This window comes from Pseudomonas sp. PDM24 (assembly GCF_019218905.1).
Lineage (GTDB): Bacteria > Pseudomonadota > Gammaproteobacteria > Pseudomonadales > Pseudomonadaceae > Aquipseudomonas.
Map to the genome: position 1 here is coordinate 37,677 of NZ_JAHUWR010000006.1, position 14,967 is coordinate 52,643.

Consider the following 14,967-nt stretch of genomic DNA (forward strand, 5'->3'; position numbering starts at 1 on the left):
TTGGCTGATTTTACGACTGCTGCGCAGCCGAACGCAGGCTTCGCCAGCTGCTACAAGTCATGCGTCGCAGTAAAACGAATGCCTTACCTTTTCGGGGATTGTTACCAAATCTGCCAAAAGTGTTTATCAAAAGCACGGCTATATGCACGCCACCCCTAGGCCTAAAATCAGCCTCGCCAACAAGGCAACGTGATTAACCCAGTTGCAGCCCCCACGAAGGCAGTTAATCCAAGACTCTTTATTAAAGCTCCACACGCAATCCAAAAAATGATTGCGCGACCCCATTCGACCTCAGAAAGGTAAATTTGAAATGAAAGCTTTATGGGTTCTGGTCCTCAGCAGTCTGTGCGTAACCGCCATGGCGGATGAGGTCCCGACTGATGTCGCACAGCAACAACCCGCTATTGAGGAATACACCTACTCCACCCACCTGGACATCGCCAAAGTCATATCGATGAGCGAAATCCCGAATGTCTGCGAAGTGGTTCCAGCCAAAATGGAATACGACGACTCCAAAGGTCAGCGGCACATTCTGCGCTACAGCGTCATGGGCAACGGCTGCTCTAACGGCTGATCCGCCCCCCTCTTATTTATCAAGGCTCGACCCATCCGCCCGCTTTAAAGGCAGATGAAGCGCCGAGCATCACATCGATAAATACGATTGTTTTAAGCGTTTATTTGCGCTTTTTAATCAAAATAGTTGGCGTAGGATGAATTCCACACAAGGCACACACGCCAACGAACCTGGAGATACCACCATGAAAACCAAACTGATCCTCGCCCTGACCCTTTCCGTCCTGGCCGCCAATACCTTCGCCGCCGATGGCTACGACCGCACAGGCTCGGCTGCTTTCACTGAAGCGGCTGTCGCTTCCGACGGTTACGACCACACTGGTTCGGCTTCTTTCGCTGCTGATGGTTTTGATCACACCGGTGCAGCCAAAGTCGCTGCTGACGGCTTTGATCACACCGGCGCTGCCAAGGTCGCTGCCGATGGTTCTGATCACGTAGGTGCTGGTCGCCTCAGCTGAAAACCGAAAGCGACATCACAGCCCGACTTCGGTCGGGCTTAGTTGTGTCTGGAGTGGTCAAAAATCGACCAAAACCACTACATGTAGTAAAAAACGCCGTTTCTGGTTGTTTTCTGAGCAATCCATTTCAAGAACATTTTCAGCCAAAAACTGCCCCCACAAAAACGGCTTCTCTCCCCCGAAAGCCCCGCCCCACCTGGCTTGCAACACAACAGCAGACCATAACCACGCGAACACCTTGCTCCCACCGTCAAAAACCAGCCAAAACAGACGAAAAAAAAACTTCCTCCGCCAAAGCCCTGTAAACCCTCGCTCCAACCTGAAAACGCCCCTCGCCGACCGCTCCAGTGCCATTTCGCCGCACCACGGGGCCGAAAATTTCCTTATAATGCGCACTTAAACGGGCCTGCAATATTCCCTTACAGGGGTGAAAAGCCAGTCTGAAGCCCACGCAGAGCGGTTCACGTTTTCTGCGCCCATCAGCGGCTTCGGAACACCCGTACAAAATTCTGTTTATTGCCTGCGTTGTACTGCTGCAAAAAACGATTTCCTTTAGATCCAACGCGGCCAGAAACGGCTGTGTGAAAAACCAACCTATCAGTTTTCACACGGGCAATCTGGCCCTCACGCAGGAGACGACACGTCATGCTGAGCTGGGACGAATTCGACAAAGAAGATGACGGCGAAGTCGCTGTAAAAGGCGCCAACGCCGGCCACGCTTCTGAAGCCAACATGGACCGCCTTGACAGCGCCGGTGGTGCCGCCGCTCAAGAGGCCCGCGCCGTGACCGCGACGGACTCCGCCGCGATCGCCCGCGCCAAGGCTGCCCTGGATTCCCTCGACGTCGCCGAAGGCCTCGCCGAACTGGAAGGCGCCTCCGCCCGTGTAGCTGTCGATGAAAAGCGCATGATCAACTGCCGCGCCGACCTCAACCAGCTCGTCCCATTCAAATACGACTGGGCATGGCAGAAGTACCTGGACGGCTGCGCAAACCACTGGATGCCGCAAGAAGTCAACATGACCGCCGACATCGCCCTCTGGAAAAACCCGGAAGGCCTGACCGACGACGAGCGCCGCATCGTCATGCGCAACCTCGGCTTCTTCTCCACCGCCGACTCCCTGGTTGCCAACAACCTGGTCCTGGCCGTGTACCGCCTGATCACCAACCCGGAATGCCGCCAGTACATCCTGCGCCAGGCCTTCGAAGAGGCGATCCACACCCACGCCTACCAATACTGCATCGAATCGTTGGCCATGGATGAAGGCGAAATCTTCAACATGTACCACGAGATCCCATCGGTCGCGAAAAAAGCCACCTGGGGCCTGAAATACACCCGTTCGATCTCCGATCCGAAGTTCGAAACCGGCACCGTCGAAACCGACAAAGAGCTGCTGCGCAACCTGATCGCCTACTACTGCGTTCTGGAAGGCATCTTCTTCTACTGCGGCTTCACCCAAATCCTCTCCATGGGCCGCCGCAACAAAATGACCGGCGTCGCCGAGCAGTTCCAGTACATCCTGCGCGACGAATCCATGCACCTGAACTTCGGCATCGACGTGATCAACCAGATCAAAATCGAAAACCCGCACTTGTGGGATGCTGAAATGAAGGAAGAAGCGAGCCAGATGATTCTGCAAGGGACTCAGCTGGAGATCGAATACGCACGGGATACCATGCCTCGCGGCGTGTTGGGCATGAATGCGGCGATGATGGAGGATTACCTCAAGTTTATTGCTAACCGTCGTTTGAGCCAGATTGGGTTGAAGGAAGAGTATCCGGGGACTACGAACCCGTTCCCTTGGATGAGCGAGATTATGGACTTGAAGAAAGAGAAGAATTTCTTTGAGACTCGGGTTATTGAATACCAAACTGGTGGTGCGCTTAGCTGGGATTGATTTCCAAGCTCACCGCGATTTGAATGATAGCGATCTGAATCGTCAAATCGAAAAGCTGAAAGCCCCGACCTGATCGGGGCTTTTTTATTGGACGGGAATAATTTTTTTATCCCTACACAACGCCGCTAAATCTCCTACAGAACTTACGGCTGCTTCCGTATTGATGACTATTCAAAGCACCTCTAAGCTCCATCGCAGGTGCCTAAGAAACGCCCAACGTAAAAGGCTTAGCCAATCACACAGATTCGCAATTCACCCTTTGGTGGTTTGTCGTTGGTATGTGATGGCTTTGCTCGTTGGGATTTCTTAATTCCACTCTACGTTGGGTCAGGCCCTGCCCCCTTAATACGTAGAGGTCACGGATTATGTCCACTCAACTCGCATCCAGAAATTTATCCACACCAATGAACGACGAGTGGGAGCCTCTCCCATCCACCCTATTCACTCGCCACGACATTCATCTCCACGCCCTACTCTTCGAAAACCAAGCCTGGTTTTGCGCGCGCGATATAGGGCGGTTGATGGGCAAGTATTTGGACGAGCGAATGTCCCGAAAACTCGATATGGATCAGCGACGGATGTTATTGGTACATGCTCATGGAGCAGCAGAGGAGCGACTGATGCTCAGCGAGTCGGGCGTGTATGCATTATTGGTTTATCACTATTGCCCGGAATATCGCTCACTACGCGAATGGCTGACGCATCAGGTTGTAACTGCACTGCGTGACGCAAGACCGGCGCAGGCAGTTGAGCGTCCAACCTTGAGCGTTTTGGATTGGCCTCAGATGCAACTGAGTTTGTTGCACTGGCGGAATGAACCATGGATACGGATGCGGGACATGCCTTGCATCCTGCTGCCCCAACAGCAAACATCTTGGTGGAGGAAAGCTTCACGGCTATTTCTATTTTAGAAAGCCGCTAAAGATGGGTGCAGCTTTCTGCACCCATTTGATTGGGAGCGTTGAGCATCACGCCAACCGTTCACTTGATCGCTGTTGCTGAGAGTGAAGCGGGAACCCTTCAGGAGCCCCTAACAATACGCCACGTTCCATATCAAACGGCAGCACCCAAAGCTTGAGTTGCGATGCAAACTCAAATACCTGCAACGGCGCATCAAACGCAGATCGTCTTGGATAAATCAGCACCAACTCCCCCTCACCCCCTAGGTATTTGTGGCCATAGGCGAACAACTGATAGAAATCGGACTGCTTCAAACCGTAGCTCTTATCCTCACCAGATGAGTTCAACCGCTTCCATTTTGTGTCCAGCACCCAGCTTTTATTCTGATGGTGAACCATCAAATCCGGCCGCAATTGAAAGAAGTTTTTGCCTTTGTGCTGACACAAATATTCAGTGTGGGCTTGAGTTTGAAGTCGAGCGTCTTGCAGCAGATCCCTGTCTAGACTCGCAGCTACATAACGCTCAAACAGCTTCTCCATAGGAAACAACAAGCTCATGCCATGCCACTCCCCGGCGACCGCCAAAGGCATCTTTTGCTTGATAATCAGCTCACACCAGGGTTTCACTGGCATGTAGTGCGCCATCAGCCGCTCGCTGCTCCATTGGTTGAAATCCTGCTGCACATTGCGGCTTGTAGGAACCTCTAACAACACACTTCTTAACTCGTGAGCCAGACGCCAGTTACCAGCATCTTTTGTTGCTTTGCAAACCTCATCTAACGCGAATTTGAGTAAGCGGTTTTCTGGTCGGTCGGGCAAATAGATATCGTGTCGAATCTGGAAATGGTGCTGGCGTCCAGGGGGTTGACGCATTTGCTTAACCACATCCAATTGACCACGTAGGAACCGTTGTTCCTCCTCTACGCGCTGGTAGTCAAAGCGTAGACCTCGCTTGATCAAATGATCCAGAGCCAGTAGGAATCGGCCCATGACCCATTCGCTCAGCGGTGCATCGAAATTTTGAAGATCTGCCGCGCCGACTTCACGGGTAGGTAAATTTAGAGAAGCTTGGATCATGCGCCGCAACAACACTCTGCTCTGCTTAATGCAGTCCTCTCGCTCAAAATGTTTGGGGAGAATTTCAAGACGAGTGCCACAGGGTGTTTCCAACACACCAACGTAGTTGTCGAGTTTGAGTAAACACCGATTTTCAAGCTGAACCAGTGCAGTTCCAGCATTGCTGAAAGTAGCATTCAATTTGCACAGCCAGTCAAAGGCGGAAACCGATACCTGAGCAAGATCCAATGTCGGCTCAGTGATTTTATCTGTCGTCAGCCTCGCGTACTCGCGGACCGTGATGACGGGTTTCACACCGTCACGCCTTTCAATGCGCTGATTACGGCCGCGCCAAGATGGCGAGTATTAAACTCAAGACCACTTGCATGGTGTGTTGTCAGGCCATGCGCTGCGGCAAGCTCTCGCAAAATAGGTTTAGATGGGCTGACGATCTTCCCAGACTTTAAAACCTCGATTGATCCGCTTTCAAGCTGACGAACCTGAATGTCGTCTTTTTCAGCTTCGATAGCCTCCTGGACCTTTGGAGGTACTGCTTGGTGATCAATGACACCCCAAAAAGACTCAATCCGAGCAAAGGCGTCTTCGTTGATGATCCATTGGTTATTTTGGTTACTTAGCACCACTTGATCGCCAAACAAAGATCCTGAGTTGAATAGCGCCTGCGCGATAAAGCAGTTTTCAGCGGCCTTGCGATGATCGTTAAGGACCCATTGAATCCGTAGCCAATCTTCGAAGAAATACTCTTGCAGCAATGGGAGCACTTGCTCGCGAAAGATTTGGCCCAATCGCTCCAGCGTTGGCTCATCCTTTAACGGCATGAAATACGCGTGTCCTAAGCAATGATCTCGGTCTAAAAGCATTTCAATTCGTTGATTCATCACTATTAGGAGTTGGGCAACATTGAGTTCCCCCACGGTGACGTCGTTCAGCAGCTCAGGCTTAGGCGGCATTTCGCGGAACGTGAAACGACGACGCAGTGCGATATCTAGACCGGCCAATGAACGATCAGCGGTGTTCATGGTGCCAATGAGGTAGACATTACTCGGAACGCTGAAATGATCCTTCGAATACGGCAGCGTCACCTTTAATGCCTCGTCGACTCCTGCACGCTTGGATGGCTCGATGAGAGTAATCAGCTCACCGAAAATCCGAGAGATATTGCCGCGATTTATTTCATCGATGATGAGTACGCGTGCGTCGCTGGATTGAGTTGTTTCCTTGACCTTTGCGTCGTCGGATGACGTTTCCAAAATCCGCTGAACCAAAACCGGCAAAATATTGTTGTAGCCATTGATGAGATATGGTTCCAGCTTAGTTTCTGACACTTTGTCAAAAACTAGCTTGTTGCGAACATCTGCGACGGTTAACCGCCCTGCGCGCACATATTCAGCGAGCGTGTGAAGAATACTCATCCCAATCGGTAGCTCTTTACCATTAGGTTTAACCAAGCTCAGCAACTCAGCAGATGCACTCGCGACTATGTACCCCGAACCAAATGACTCCCCCTTTATAAATAGAGCACCGGGGCTCTTTACTTTGGCCATGGCAGAGGTGCACATTTTTTTGAACACTCCATCGACGACTTCGTAGCGCAATTGCCCATCTTCTCCGCTTTCAGCACGTAGACCTTCGACGAAGTCCTCGTAGCTGAAGCTTTGATGAAAGGTGACGAACTCAACGTGCCCATCTTCGGCTAACTCATCAAAGCGCTTTTTTAAAGCCACCCGTTTGCCTTTGTTGGCCCGAAGAAACTCAGGAGCAAGAATTTCCAGCGCGGCCTCGATAGTGGCGAACGTCTTACCGGTTCCCGGTGGGCCAAACAAGATTTGGTTAAGTGCAGGCGAAGTCATCGAGTCGCTATCCTTGCTACGTGAGCAAATGGTCATTGCGGGGTGCGGCTCGATCACGGTCGACACGGGTTGCAGAAACCGAAACTCGACGTAGGAAATAGCGCACAGCCGCAGGAAATTTATCCTACAACGGTAGCTACATTGCCATCACTGGTAAAGCCGCACAGAGAAGTAGATCGCGCAGTGGAAAAAGCTGTGCAGGACGAACGCTTAGCGACTATAAAAACGATCCCCTCAAAGAGCCCGATAGCCCATGAAATTCGACCTCGCCTACTGCCTCAGCCTCGACGACAAGCTGTCGATCTATGACGTGCGCGATTTGAATTTCGACGAAACCATGGAGTTCGATTCCGCCAAAGAACACTTCCAGTGCCCCAACGATGCCTGCCGCTTGGCGTTCGATGCGACCAACGTGTTGGGGACGTTCAACGCCAAGAACGTGAATTACGTGCGTACGCCGCACTTCAAGAACATCCCCAGCACGCGGCATGTCGAGGGTTGTCCTTATGTCAGCCTGAAGACGCCGGCGTCGGGCCTGGAGGCGGACGGTGCGGAATCGGATGACAGTCGCGAGGAGCATTTTCCGTCGGAGTTGTTGCTGACTCGGCGTGAGTATGTGCGTAAGCCTGCGAGCCCGGCGGTGGTGGCGGATGTCATGCGGGATGACCCAAAACCAGCTTCAGCGGCCAGTAACGTCGAGCAGCCGATCCGGGAATCGGCGCCGGACAAGACCAGTGTCTTCGCCCATCCGGTGGAGTGTTTTGTGTCGAACTTCGAGGACAAGGAGCTGCTCAAGCGCATGCAGTTGAAGATTGGCGAGCACTCGGCGCCTTATGGGTCGTTCTTCAAGAAGATCGAGTATCTGCAGGACAAAAAGGGGCTGATTTACTGGGGCAAGATCAAGGAGATCAAGGATTACACCCAGAGCTTTCGCATCGATTTCGAGCAGAAGGTCTGGTTCAAGCAACCGGACGAGGCGAAGAAGAAGCCTTATTCGGTGAACGTTTACTTGAGCAAGAAGCTGATCGACAACTACCGCAAGCGCAAAGCGTTTCTGGAAGAGATCAAGCACGCGGTCGACAGTGACGCCGAGTTGTATTGCTTCTTTTATGGCGTGACGCCGGAGTTGAAGCAGGTGCCAAGCAAGAAAAACCCCGAACAGACGTTCGGGGTGTTCAGTGCCAATATCGAGAACCTGGATCACTTCATTATTCGTGAGGCGCCGGGGTTGGCGGGTAAGTAATCGGCGTCACCGCGTTATTGCTGTGGCTGATATTGCGTCGGGACGGCGGCCATCGTGTCGTTCAAACACGTGCTCTGCGCAGATAACGCCGATACAAAACAACCCCCATAACAATCGAAAGCATCCCAACCCCCGCATTACCCAAAAGCCAAATTGCAAAGTTCCGACGTTGGTCCGCTTCACTTTCGTAGAACGGCCCAAAGTAATCAGACACTGCCACGAATAACAAATTAAATGCCCCAACGGCCAAGGCAACCATGAGGATGACGAAAAAGGCCCCTTTAACAATTTTCATATGACCTTCCAAAACCATATTTCCTTCGACTCGTGGTAGTCGGAGAAACTGCCCTCAATGGAAAACCCCAACTGAATACGAGGGTAGCTCAGCCAGTCCGTTAGAACCTGGATCACTTCATCATTCGTGAAGCGCCGGGGTTGGCGGAGAAGTAAATTCGCCTCAGGGCAGTTGCAGCGCTACGCCGCCGGGGTGTTGTTTGATGAGGTTGTAGGGCAGGACGCTCCATTCAACATACCCACACGAAGCGGCTACATGAGGAAATGATGGCTCTAGCTTGATGCCGTTTTCGGCGAAATGCCAAGACAGGAAACGCCACGGATCTACATCACTGTAGGCACATTCCTCATCACTGGTCATTTGATCGGGATAAAGCTTACTGAGCTGGGCCACCAACCATGGCGCGAATTCGTTGGAGCGGTACGCAGAAAACGCGGTGAACGTGTCAGGTGACTGATCGCTTTCACCGTAGAGTTCTTCGTAATGCAGTGGTTTCCCCTCTCCCACCCAAAGAATATCTTCAAGTACTAAAGGCTTGCCGGTCTTGGCATCCAGGTTGAGCGGCACATCGTTCTGATCCGGGTAAGCGCCGCCACAGCTGTACTCAGTACCGATGTTCACGCTGATGACCGAAGGCGTCATCAACAACGGTTTGATCGTTTGGTGATAGAAATTCACGCCACCGCCGGCGAGACATCCGTAATAACCCACTACTTCCAGCCACAAGCGCCCCATCAACTGTTGATTGATCCGCTGACGCTCTTCGGCGGTGTAGCCCGAAACGACTTCAAACAGCGTCGTCTTTGTTTGCGGTTCGCTCCACCATTGCAGTGAGTAGCCATTGAACGTTTCTGTCTTTCCTTGTTTGAGCTTCATACCTTGAAGGCGCAGATATTCGTACGGCTCAGTTTCATGGAGTTTGGCGAGGTAAGGCAGAGTACCGGCAGGCATTACCGGCAGTTTGGCTTCCACCAATTCTATCTTCAGAGTTTTTCCTTCGTCGTTGCTCCAATCCCCCCAAAATCTATTGGGCTCGATATTCAGATGAATTTGAGGCCTTGGGGTTTTCTCTCCATAGCGCTGTTCACCCTCATCGAGTACCAGCATCTCTCCATTCTTGATGCCGCTGAGCACCAGGTCCTTGCGGTATTTCTGATAGAAATAGCGACCACTTATGTTTTCAGCGTTAGAAGTATTCAGTTCCAGCACGATCGGCATCTTGCCCAGCGTGCCGGTGAACACTCGTCTTCCGTCCTCGGCATGAGCAGTGGAACACAACATGAGTAGCAACGCGGCGACTGGCGCCAGGCGTAACAATCCTTTGAGCATTGATCGATCCCTGAATGAGTCGGAAGCAGCGCCGGGCAGATTGAAGGCGGCGCAGGTTGAACGAGGACGGATTATGGCGAGGTTGCAGGAGGGAATCGAGCCTCATTGCACGTCTCACTTCATCGCCATGCTGAGCATCACCACCACCAGCAAACCAATATAAACACGAGCATGCACCCGATCCGGTATCCGCCCGATCCACGGCGTCGCCAGGCGAATCCCCACCAGCGATCCAGCCGTCAACACCGCAAACGCCAGCACATCCACATAACCGACAAACCACGCTCCCAGATCAAACCCGGCAAACCCCGCCATCGCCATGTAAGTCAGTGTTCCAGCCAGCGCAACCGGCAGACTCAACGGATTGGCCATGGACGTCGACTGGGACATGCTCAGCCCACAACGCCGCAACAACGGCACGGTCATGACGCTGCCGCCCACGCCGAGAAAGGTGGCGATGGTGCCGATGCCTACACCGCCGCCCGACACTTCTGCCCTGCCCAATCGCCGTGGGATTACAGCGTCGGACTGTGTGAGAAATCCGCGTCGGAACAGGCAGTCCATAATCGTCACGCCGAGGTAGGCGATGAAGGCAAAACGAATCAACTCGCCACTCGCCCACATCGCTGCAACGGCGCCGATGATCGCGCCCAAACCGATGAACCCGCCCAACGGCCACAGGTAATGGCGAATGAGATTACCAGCGCGGTGATGCTTTCCGGTAGCGATCAGGGCGTTGACGATCATTACGCAGGTCGAGGTGGCCACGGCGATGTGCATCGCCGATTGACTGATGGGATCGTCGGCGCCATGGCTGGCCGTGAGCATGCGGTACAGCAAGGGCACGACGACGAAGCCGCCGCCGAAGCCGAACAGCACGGCGGTGACGCCGGTCATGCAGCCGAAGAGTGCCAGCAAGAGGTAGAAGAACATCGCGCATCGTCCGTTGGTTGAGAGTGATCGACGATAGAGCGATGGGGTTTGGCCTATCGCCGGTAAGTTAAGTAAGAGCACTCCATTGTGGGAGCGGGCTTGCTCGCGAAAGCGGTGTGTCAGGCGACATTAATGTTGGCTGTGCCGCCGTCTTCGCGAGCAAGCCCGCTCCCACATGGAGTGCTCTTAACTTACTGGTATTAGGGCTTGGCCTGCTTCAGCAAGTCAGCCAATAATGTTTGCGTTTACGCCAACCGCTGAGTACCGCTCGATGCGCAATGTTTCGATTGATCTGCTGGACGACACGCCACGCTCGGTGGTGGCCCTCGGCACGGATTACCCCGACGGTCATCGGTTGCCGCGCCATACCCACCGGCGGGCGCAGTTGTTGTACGGCGCCACCGGGGTGATGCAGGTGAGTACGCACGACGGCAATTGGGTGGTGCCGCCGCAGCGGGCGGTGTGGATTCCGCCGGGGGTGGCGCATGAGGTGTTGATGCTGGGGGTGAGCACTCGCAGTTTGTACATCGAACCGGGAGCGGTTGATTTGGGCAATCGCTGTCAGGTGATCAGTGTTTCGCCGTTGATGCGGCATTTGCTGATGGAGGCGGTGGAGGTTGCGCTGGAGTACGACGAGGCCGGGCGCGACGGTGCGCTGATCGATTTGCTGCTGCACGAGTTGGCCCGTAGTGCTCGCTTGCCGTTGCACATTCCGTTGCCTATGGATTCGCGGCTGCTTGGGTTGTGTCAGATGTTTCTCCAGCAACCGAACGCTCACCAATCGCCGCAACACTGGGCTGATCAGTTGCATATCAGTTTGCGTACGTTTAATCGTCTGTTCCGCCAACAGACCGGGCTGAGTTTCAGCCAATGGCGGCAGCGGGCCTGTGTAGTGCTGGCTTTGGCGCGGCTGGCGGTGGGCACGCCGGTGACGCGGATTGCGCTGGATTTTGGCTATGACAGCCCGGCGGCGTTCTCGACGATGTTTCGTCGTGTGTTGGGGCAGGCACCGTCCGTTTGGTTGGAGGGGGCGAAATAGCGAGCTCGCGGGCAACCGCAGAACCTGTAGGAGCGAGGCTTGCCCGCGAAGAACGATAACGCGTAATACCTGAAAAACCGCGGTGCATTCTTCGCGGGCAAGCCTCGCTCCTACAGGTTCTGCGCTTGGCCTTAGCCACTGCCTTGTTCTGACAGCAACTCAAAACTCTGCTCCTTCACATCCTGAGAATCCAGACCGATTTGCACCCGGAACTCACCCGGCTCGGCGGCGTATTCCAATTGGGTGTTGAAGAACTTCAAGTCGTTCTCATTAATGCTGAAGTGGACCGCTTTCTCTTCTCCGGCCTTGAGCATGATTTTTTGAAAGTTCTTGAGTTCTTTGACTGGACGACTGACGGATCCCACAACATCGCGGATATACAGCTGAACCACCGTTTCGCCGTCGCGCTGGCCGATGTTCTTGACCATGACGCTGGCGACGAGGTTGTCGGTCTTGCTCAGTGTGGTCGACGACAGGGCCATGTCGGTCAGGCTGAAGTCGGTATAACTCAGCCCATAGCCGAAGGGATAAAGCGGACCGTGGGATTGATCGAAATATTGCGACGTGTAGTTGCGAAGCGCACCCGCTATGTAGGGGCGACCGGTGTTCAAGTGGCTGTAGTAATTGGGGATCTGCCCCACGGAGCGTGGAAAGGTGATGGGTAATTTGCCGGATGGGTTGTAGTCGCCGAACAACACATCGGCAACGGCGTTGCCTCCCTCGGAGCCGCTGTACCAGGTTTCCAGAATCGCATCGGCCTGTTTCTGCTCCTTGCCGATGGACAGTGGCCGGCCGTTCATCAACACCAGTACCAACGGCTTGCCGGTGGCTTTCAGGGCGGTGATCAATTCACTCTGGCGCCCAGGCAGGTCGAGACTGGTTCGACTGGCCGCTTCATGAGACATGCTGCGGGGCTCGCCCACTACTGCGATCACGACATCGGCTTGCTGTGCAGCCTTGACCGCTTCATCAATCATTTCTGCCGCCGGGCGAGGGTCGTTCGCGATTTCGGACACTCCCTGGTATTCCAGGTATTTAACGACCTCCTGATCCTCCTCGAGATTGGCGCCTCGGGCATAGATCAGCGAACCCTGGGTCATTGCGTTTTTCAGGCCGTCGTAGATCGTCACCGATTGCGCGGGCACGCCGCTTGCGGACCAACTGCCCATGATATCGACGGTACTTTTTGCCAATGGGCCTATGAGTGCGATCACGCCCTCTTTTTTCAGCGGCAAGAGGCCGTTTTCATTCTTCAGCAGCACCAATGTCTTGCGTGCCACCTCACGGGCCTGGGCTCTGTGCAGACGGTATTCGGCATTGTTGTCAGCGGGGTCTTCACTGGCAATGCCGATGCGCCGGTAAGGGTCTTCGAACAGCCCCATGTCGTACTTGGCCCCCAGCACTTCCCGCACCGCGTTATCAATATTGCTCTGGGAAATAGCGCCCGACTCAAGCAGCCCCGATAGCTCCGGACCATAGGAGAAGTCGTTCATGCTCATATCAACGCCGGCCTTGATCGCGAGCCTGGCCGCTTCTCGGTGATTCTTCGCCACGCCATGCTGAACCAGATCGTTTATCCCGTTATGGTCGCTGATGACCAGACCCTTGAAGCCCCATGCCTTGCGCAGCAGGTCTTGCATCAACCATGCATTGGAAGCGGCTGGCACGCCATTTATCGAGTTAAGCGCCACCATCATCGCCCCCGCACCCCCGTCAATCGCCGAACGATAAGGTGGCAGGTAATCCTGGTACATCCTGGCCAGGCCCATGTCGACGCTGTTGTAGTCGCGCCCACCCTCGACAGCCCCATACAACGCAAAATGTTTGGCGCTGGCCATGATGCTGTCGGGTGCATTCGGGCTTGCGCCCTGGTAGGCCTGAACCATCGCTTTGGCAATGCGCGAAACGAGGTAGGTGTCTTCGCCAAAGCCTTCGGAAGTGCGTCCCCAGCGAGGATCCCGGGCGATATCTATCATCGGGGCGAAGGTCATGTCGATACCGTCCGCGCTGGCTTCTTTTGCCGCTATCCGACCACTTAGCTCAATAGCGCCAATGTCCCAGCTGGAGGCTAACGCCAGGCCAATGGGAAAAATGGTTCGATGGCCGTGTATCACGTCCCAGCCGAAAAACATCGGGATTTTCAGGCGGCTTTGTTGAGACGCGTCCTGCATGGGGCGGTTTACGAAACGGCTCACAGAGTTATACGTACCCCCGATTCGCCCGGCGGCGATCTCTTCGCGTATTTTTTCGGGCGTCATCTTTTCATCAATAGCGATCAGCCGCAGTTGGCCGATTTTTTCCTCCAGGGTCATTTGATTTATCAGGTTGCCGACAAAGGCCTCTTTGCTCAACGATGCCATATCAGCCGCGACGGGCAAGCTTGTAAAACCGATCAGGGCACATAACAGACGTAGTCTTTTCATGATTCCCTTCCCTGCATAACGCTGTGGCGCACTGCGTCATAAACGCCACCTTCCCTGTATTGAAGATCAGAAAGCTGACGTTCAATCATTGCTGCTAACGGGCGTTGAAAGCCTTGAGCTTTCAGGTGCCCGCATAGAAACAGCGTAGTCGCTCCCAAGCGCCTGCCGGAGCGAAAAACAGAATCGATCAAAAAAATGAGTTTGATCCGGGATCAAAACAACTGTACAAAAACACAGTACATTTTGAATCAGCACTCTCGAGCCCGGAGAACACCATGGCCACTCTTGCGATGAAAATCACCCTGGAACGTATCGCCCTCTTCCAGTTCACCCCCGCCCACTGTGCCCAGGCCCGAGCGATGCTGGGCTGGAGTGTTGAAGAGTTGTCCGAGGAATGCGGGGTTTCCGTTGACGCCATTCAGCGCTTCGAGGCAGAACGCGAGGTGCTCGATGTCACCCGGCTGGCGTTGGCGTATCGGTTTGAGTCGCAAGGCCTGGTGTTCTTCCCGGGATTTGCACCGGGCAGAGGGATGAATGTGAGAGGGTCGACACCGGATCCGGTGGGGCGGGCGGATTATGCAATGGTTGAGTGAGGTGTCAGCAAATGAATGAAATCGATGGAAGCAACCGCTGCGTTCATGAGGCGCCGGGCTACCCCGAGGCGGGTGAGATGCGGGCCAAAGCCGAACACGTCATGAAGATTGGCCTGCTCCTCCAAAACGGTCGGCTGAGCAAGACTGAGGCCGCGCAAAGGCTCGGACTGTCGCAGGAAGAACTGGACGAATTACTGAGTGGAAAATTTCGCGATTTGACCGTGGCAAAAATCTCGGAATATCCAAATTTGGGCGAACGCAGATAGATGGGGCCGAACACATCCTCTTTGTAGCAGCTGGCGAAGCCTGCGTTCGGCTGCGCAGCAGTCGTGAATCCGGCTGACGCGGTCTGCCTGACA

Annotated in this window: 14 protein-coding genes; 8 read left to right on the forward strand and 6 right to left on the reverse strand. The window is 54.1% G+C overall.

Annotated elements, in window-relative coordinates; translation table 11 throughout:
* Positions 1–310 precede the first annotated feature (310 nt).
* The 4 genes from KW837_RS19650 (at position 311) to KW837_RS19665 (ending at position 3,838) form a co-directional block, all read left to right on the forward strand.
* A complete protein-coding gene (locus KW837_RS19650; RefSeq protein WP_123495813.1) occupies positions 311–574 on the forward strand; it encodes a DUF2790 domain-containing protein in 264 nt (87 codons plus the stop codon).
* A 184-nt stretch (positions 575–758) separates the two neighbouring features.
* A complete protein-coding gene (locus KW837_RS19655) occupies positions 759–1,031 on the forward strand; it encodes a hypothetical protein (protein ID WP_218398060.1) in 273 nt (90 codons plus the stop codon).
* Between the two features lie 645 nt (positions 1,032–1,676).
* Positions 1,677–2,927 (forward strand): ribonucleotide-diphosphate reductase subunit beta, encoded by a 1,251-nt coding sequence (locus tag KW837_RS19660; protein WP_007934889.1) that lies wholly within the window; start codon positions 1,677–1,679, stop codon positions 2,925–2,927.
* Positions 2,928–3,292: 365 nt separating this feature from the next.
* Positions 3,293–3,838, forward strand: a complete 546-nt coding sequence (locus KW837_RS19665) for a Bro-N domain-containing protein (RefSeq protein ID WP_371317150.1) — start codon at positions 3,293–3,295, stop codon at positions 3,836–3,838.
* A gap of 57 nt (positions 3,839–3,895) precedes the next feature.
* Here KW837_RS19665 and KW837_RS19670 read toward each other — a convergent pair whose 3' ends face one another.
* A complete protein-coding gene (locus KW837_RS19670) occupies positions 3,896–5,197 on the reverse strand; it encodes an McrC family protein (RefSeq protein WP_218398063.1) in 1,302 nt (433 codons plus the stop codon).
* Positions 5,194–6,753: an McrB family protein gene (locus KW837_RS19675; RefSeq protein ID WP_218398064.1), complete on the reverse strand. Its 1,560-nt coding sequence runs from the start codon at positions 6,751–6,753 to the stop codon at positions 5,194–5,196. Before KW837_RS19675 ends, KW837_RS19670 begins: the two co-directional genes overlap by 4 nt.
* A 253-nt stretch (positions 6,754–7,006) precedes the next feature.
* Here KW837_RS19675 and KW837_RS19680 point away from each other — a divergent pair, with 253 nt between their 5' ends.
* Complete coding sequence (locus KW837_RS19680) at positions 7,007–7,996, forward strand: hypothetical protein (RefSeq protein ID WP_218398067.1); 990 nt, start codon at positions 7,007–7,009, stop codon at positions 7,994–7,996.
* Between the two features lie 61 nt (positions 7,997–8,057).
* Here KW837_RS19680 and KW837_RS19685 read toward each other — a convergent pair whose 3' ends face one another.
* The 3 genes from KW837_RS19685 to KW837_RS19695 all read right to left on the reverse strand — a co-directional run bounded on the left by KW837_RS19685 (position 8,058) and on the right by KW837_RS19695 (position 10,553).
* The gene (locus tag KW837_RS19685) at positions 8,058–8,291 is read right to left on the reverse strand and encodes a hypothetical protein (protein ID WP_218398070.1); all 234 of its coding nucleotides are present in this window, start codon (positions 8,289–8,291) and stop codon (positions 8,058–8,060) included.
* Positions 8,292–8,453: 162 nt separating this feature from the next.
* Positions 8,454–9,620 carry a hypothetical protein gene (locus KW837_RS19690; protein WP_218398072.1) on the reverse strand — a complete coding sequence of 389 codons (1,167 nt, stop codon included), beginning with the start codon at positions 9,618–9,620 and terminating at the stop codon, positions 8,454–8,456.
* 114 nt (positions 9,621–9,734) lie between these two features.
* Positions 9,735–10,553 carry a sulfite exporter TauE/SafE family protein gene (locus KW837_RS19695; protein ID WP_218398074.1) on the reverse strand — a complete coding sequence of 273 codons (819 nt, stop codon included), beginning with the start codon at positions 10,551–10,553 and terminating at the stop codon, positions 9,735–9,737.
* Positions 10,554–10,824: 271 nt separating this feature from the next.
* Between KW837_RS19695 and KW837_RS19700 the strand changes: the two genes are divergently transcribed.
* Positions 10,825–11,592 carry a helix-turn-helix transcriptional regulator gene (locus tag KW837_RS19700; RefSeq protein ID WP_218398570.1) on the forward strand — a complete coding sequence of 256 codons (768 nt, stop codon included), beginning with the start codon at positions 10,825–10,827 and terminating at the stop codon, positions 11,590–11,592.
* 131 nt (positions 11,593–11,723) lie between these two features.
* On the opposite strand, the gene bglX is transcribed toward KW837_RS19700, so the two are convergent.
* Positions 11,724–13,952 (reverse strand): beta-glucosidase BglX, encoded by a 2,229-nt coding sequence (bglX, locus tag KW837_RS19705; protein WP_371317157.1) that lies wholly within the window; start codon positions 13,950–13,952, stop codon positions 11,724–11,726.
* Between the two features lie 338 nt (positions 13,953–14,290).
* On the opposite strand from bglX, the gene KW837_RS19710 reads away from it, so the two are divergent.
* A complete protein-coding gene (locus KW837_RS19710) occupies positions 14,291–14,608 on the forward strand; it encodes a helix-turn-helix transcriptional regulator (RefSeq protein WP_218398079.1) in 318 nt (105 codons plus the stop codon).
* 11 nt (positions 14,609–14,619) lie between these two features.
* Positions 14,620–14,874 carry an XRE family transcriptional regulator gene (locus tag KW837_RS19715; protein ID WP_218398081.1) on the forward strand — a complete coding sequence of 85 codons (255 nt, stop codon included), beginning with the start codon at positions 14,620–14,622 and terminating at the stop codon, positions 14,872–14,874.
* Positions 14,875–14,967 lie beyond the last annotated feature (93 nt).

Coding starts and splice junctions, on each gene's coding strand:
- KW837_RS19715 (WP_218398081.1), top strand. CDS start 14,620: ATGAATGAAATCGATGGAAGCAACCGCTGCGTTCATGAGGCGCCGGGC.
- KW837_RS19685 (WP_218398070.1), bottom strand. CDS start 8,291: ATGAAAATTGTTAAAGGGGCCTTTTTCGTCATCCTCATGGTTGCCTTG.
- KW837_RS19700 (WP_218398570.1), top strand. CDS start 10,825: ATGCGCAATGTTTCGATTGATCTGCTGGACGACACGCCACGCTCGGTG.
- KW837_RS19695 (WP_218398074.1), bottom strand. CDS start 10,553: ATGTTCTTCTACCTCTTGCTGGCACTCTTCGGCTGCATGACCGGCGTC.
- KW837_RS19690 (WP_218398072.1), bottom strand. CDS start 9,620: ATGCTCAAAGGATTGTTACGCCTGGCGCCAGTCGCCGCGTTGCTACTC.
- KW837_RS19675 (WP_218398064.1), bottom strand. CDS start 6,753: ATGACTTCGCCTGCACTTAACCAAATCTTGTTTGGCCCACCGGGAACC.
- KW837_RS19650 (WP_123495813.1), top strand. CDS start 311: ATGAAAGCTTTATGGGTTCTGGTCCTCAGCAGTCTGTGCGTAACCGCC.
- KW837_RS19660 (WP_007934889.1), top strand. CDS start 1,677: ATGCTGAGCTGGGACGAATTCGACAAAGAAGATGACGGCGAAGTCGCT.
- KW837_RS19710 (WP_218398079.1), top strand. CDS start 14,291: ATGGCCACTCTTGCGATGAAAATCACCCTGGAACGTATCGCCCTCTTC.
- KW837_RS19680 (WP_218398067.1), top strand. CDS start 7,007: ATGAAATTCGACCTCGCCTACTGCCTCAGCCTCGACGACAAGCTGTCG.
- bglX (WP_371317157.1), bottom strand. CDS start 13,952: ATGGCATCGTTGAGCAAAGAGGCCTTTGTCGGCAACCTGATAAATCAA.
- KW837_RS19665 (WP_371317150.1), top strand. CDS start 3,293: ATGTCCACTCAACTCGCATCCAGAAATTTATCCACACCAATGAACGAC.
- KW837_RS19655 (WP_218398060.1), top strand. CDS start 759: ATGAAAACCAAACTGATCCTCGCCCTGACCCTTTCCGTCCTGGCCGCC.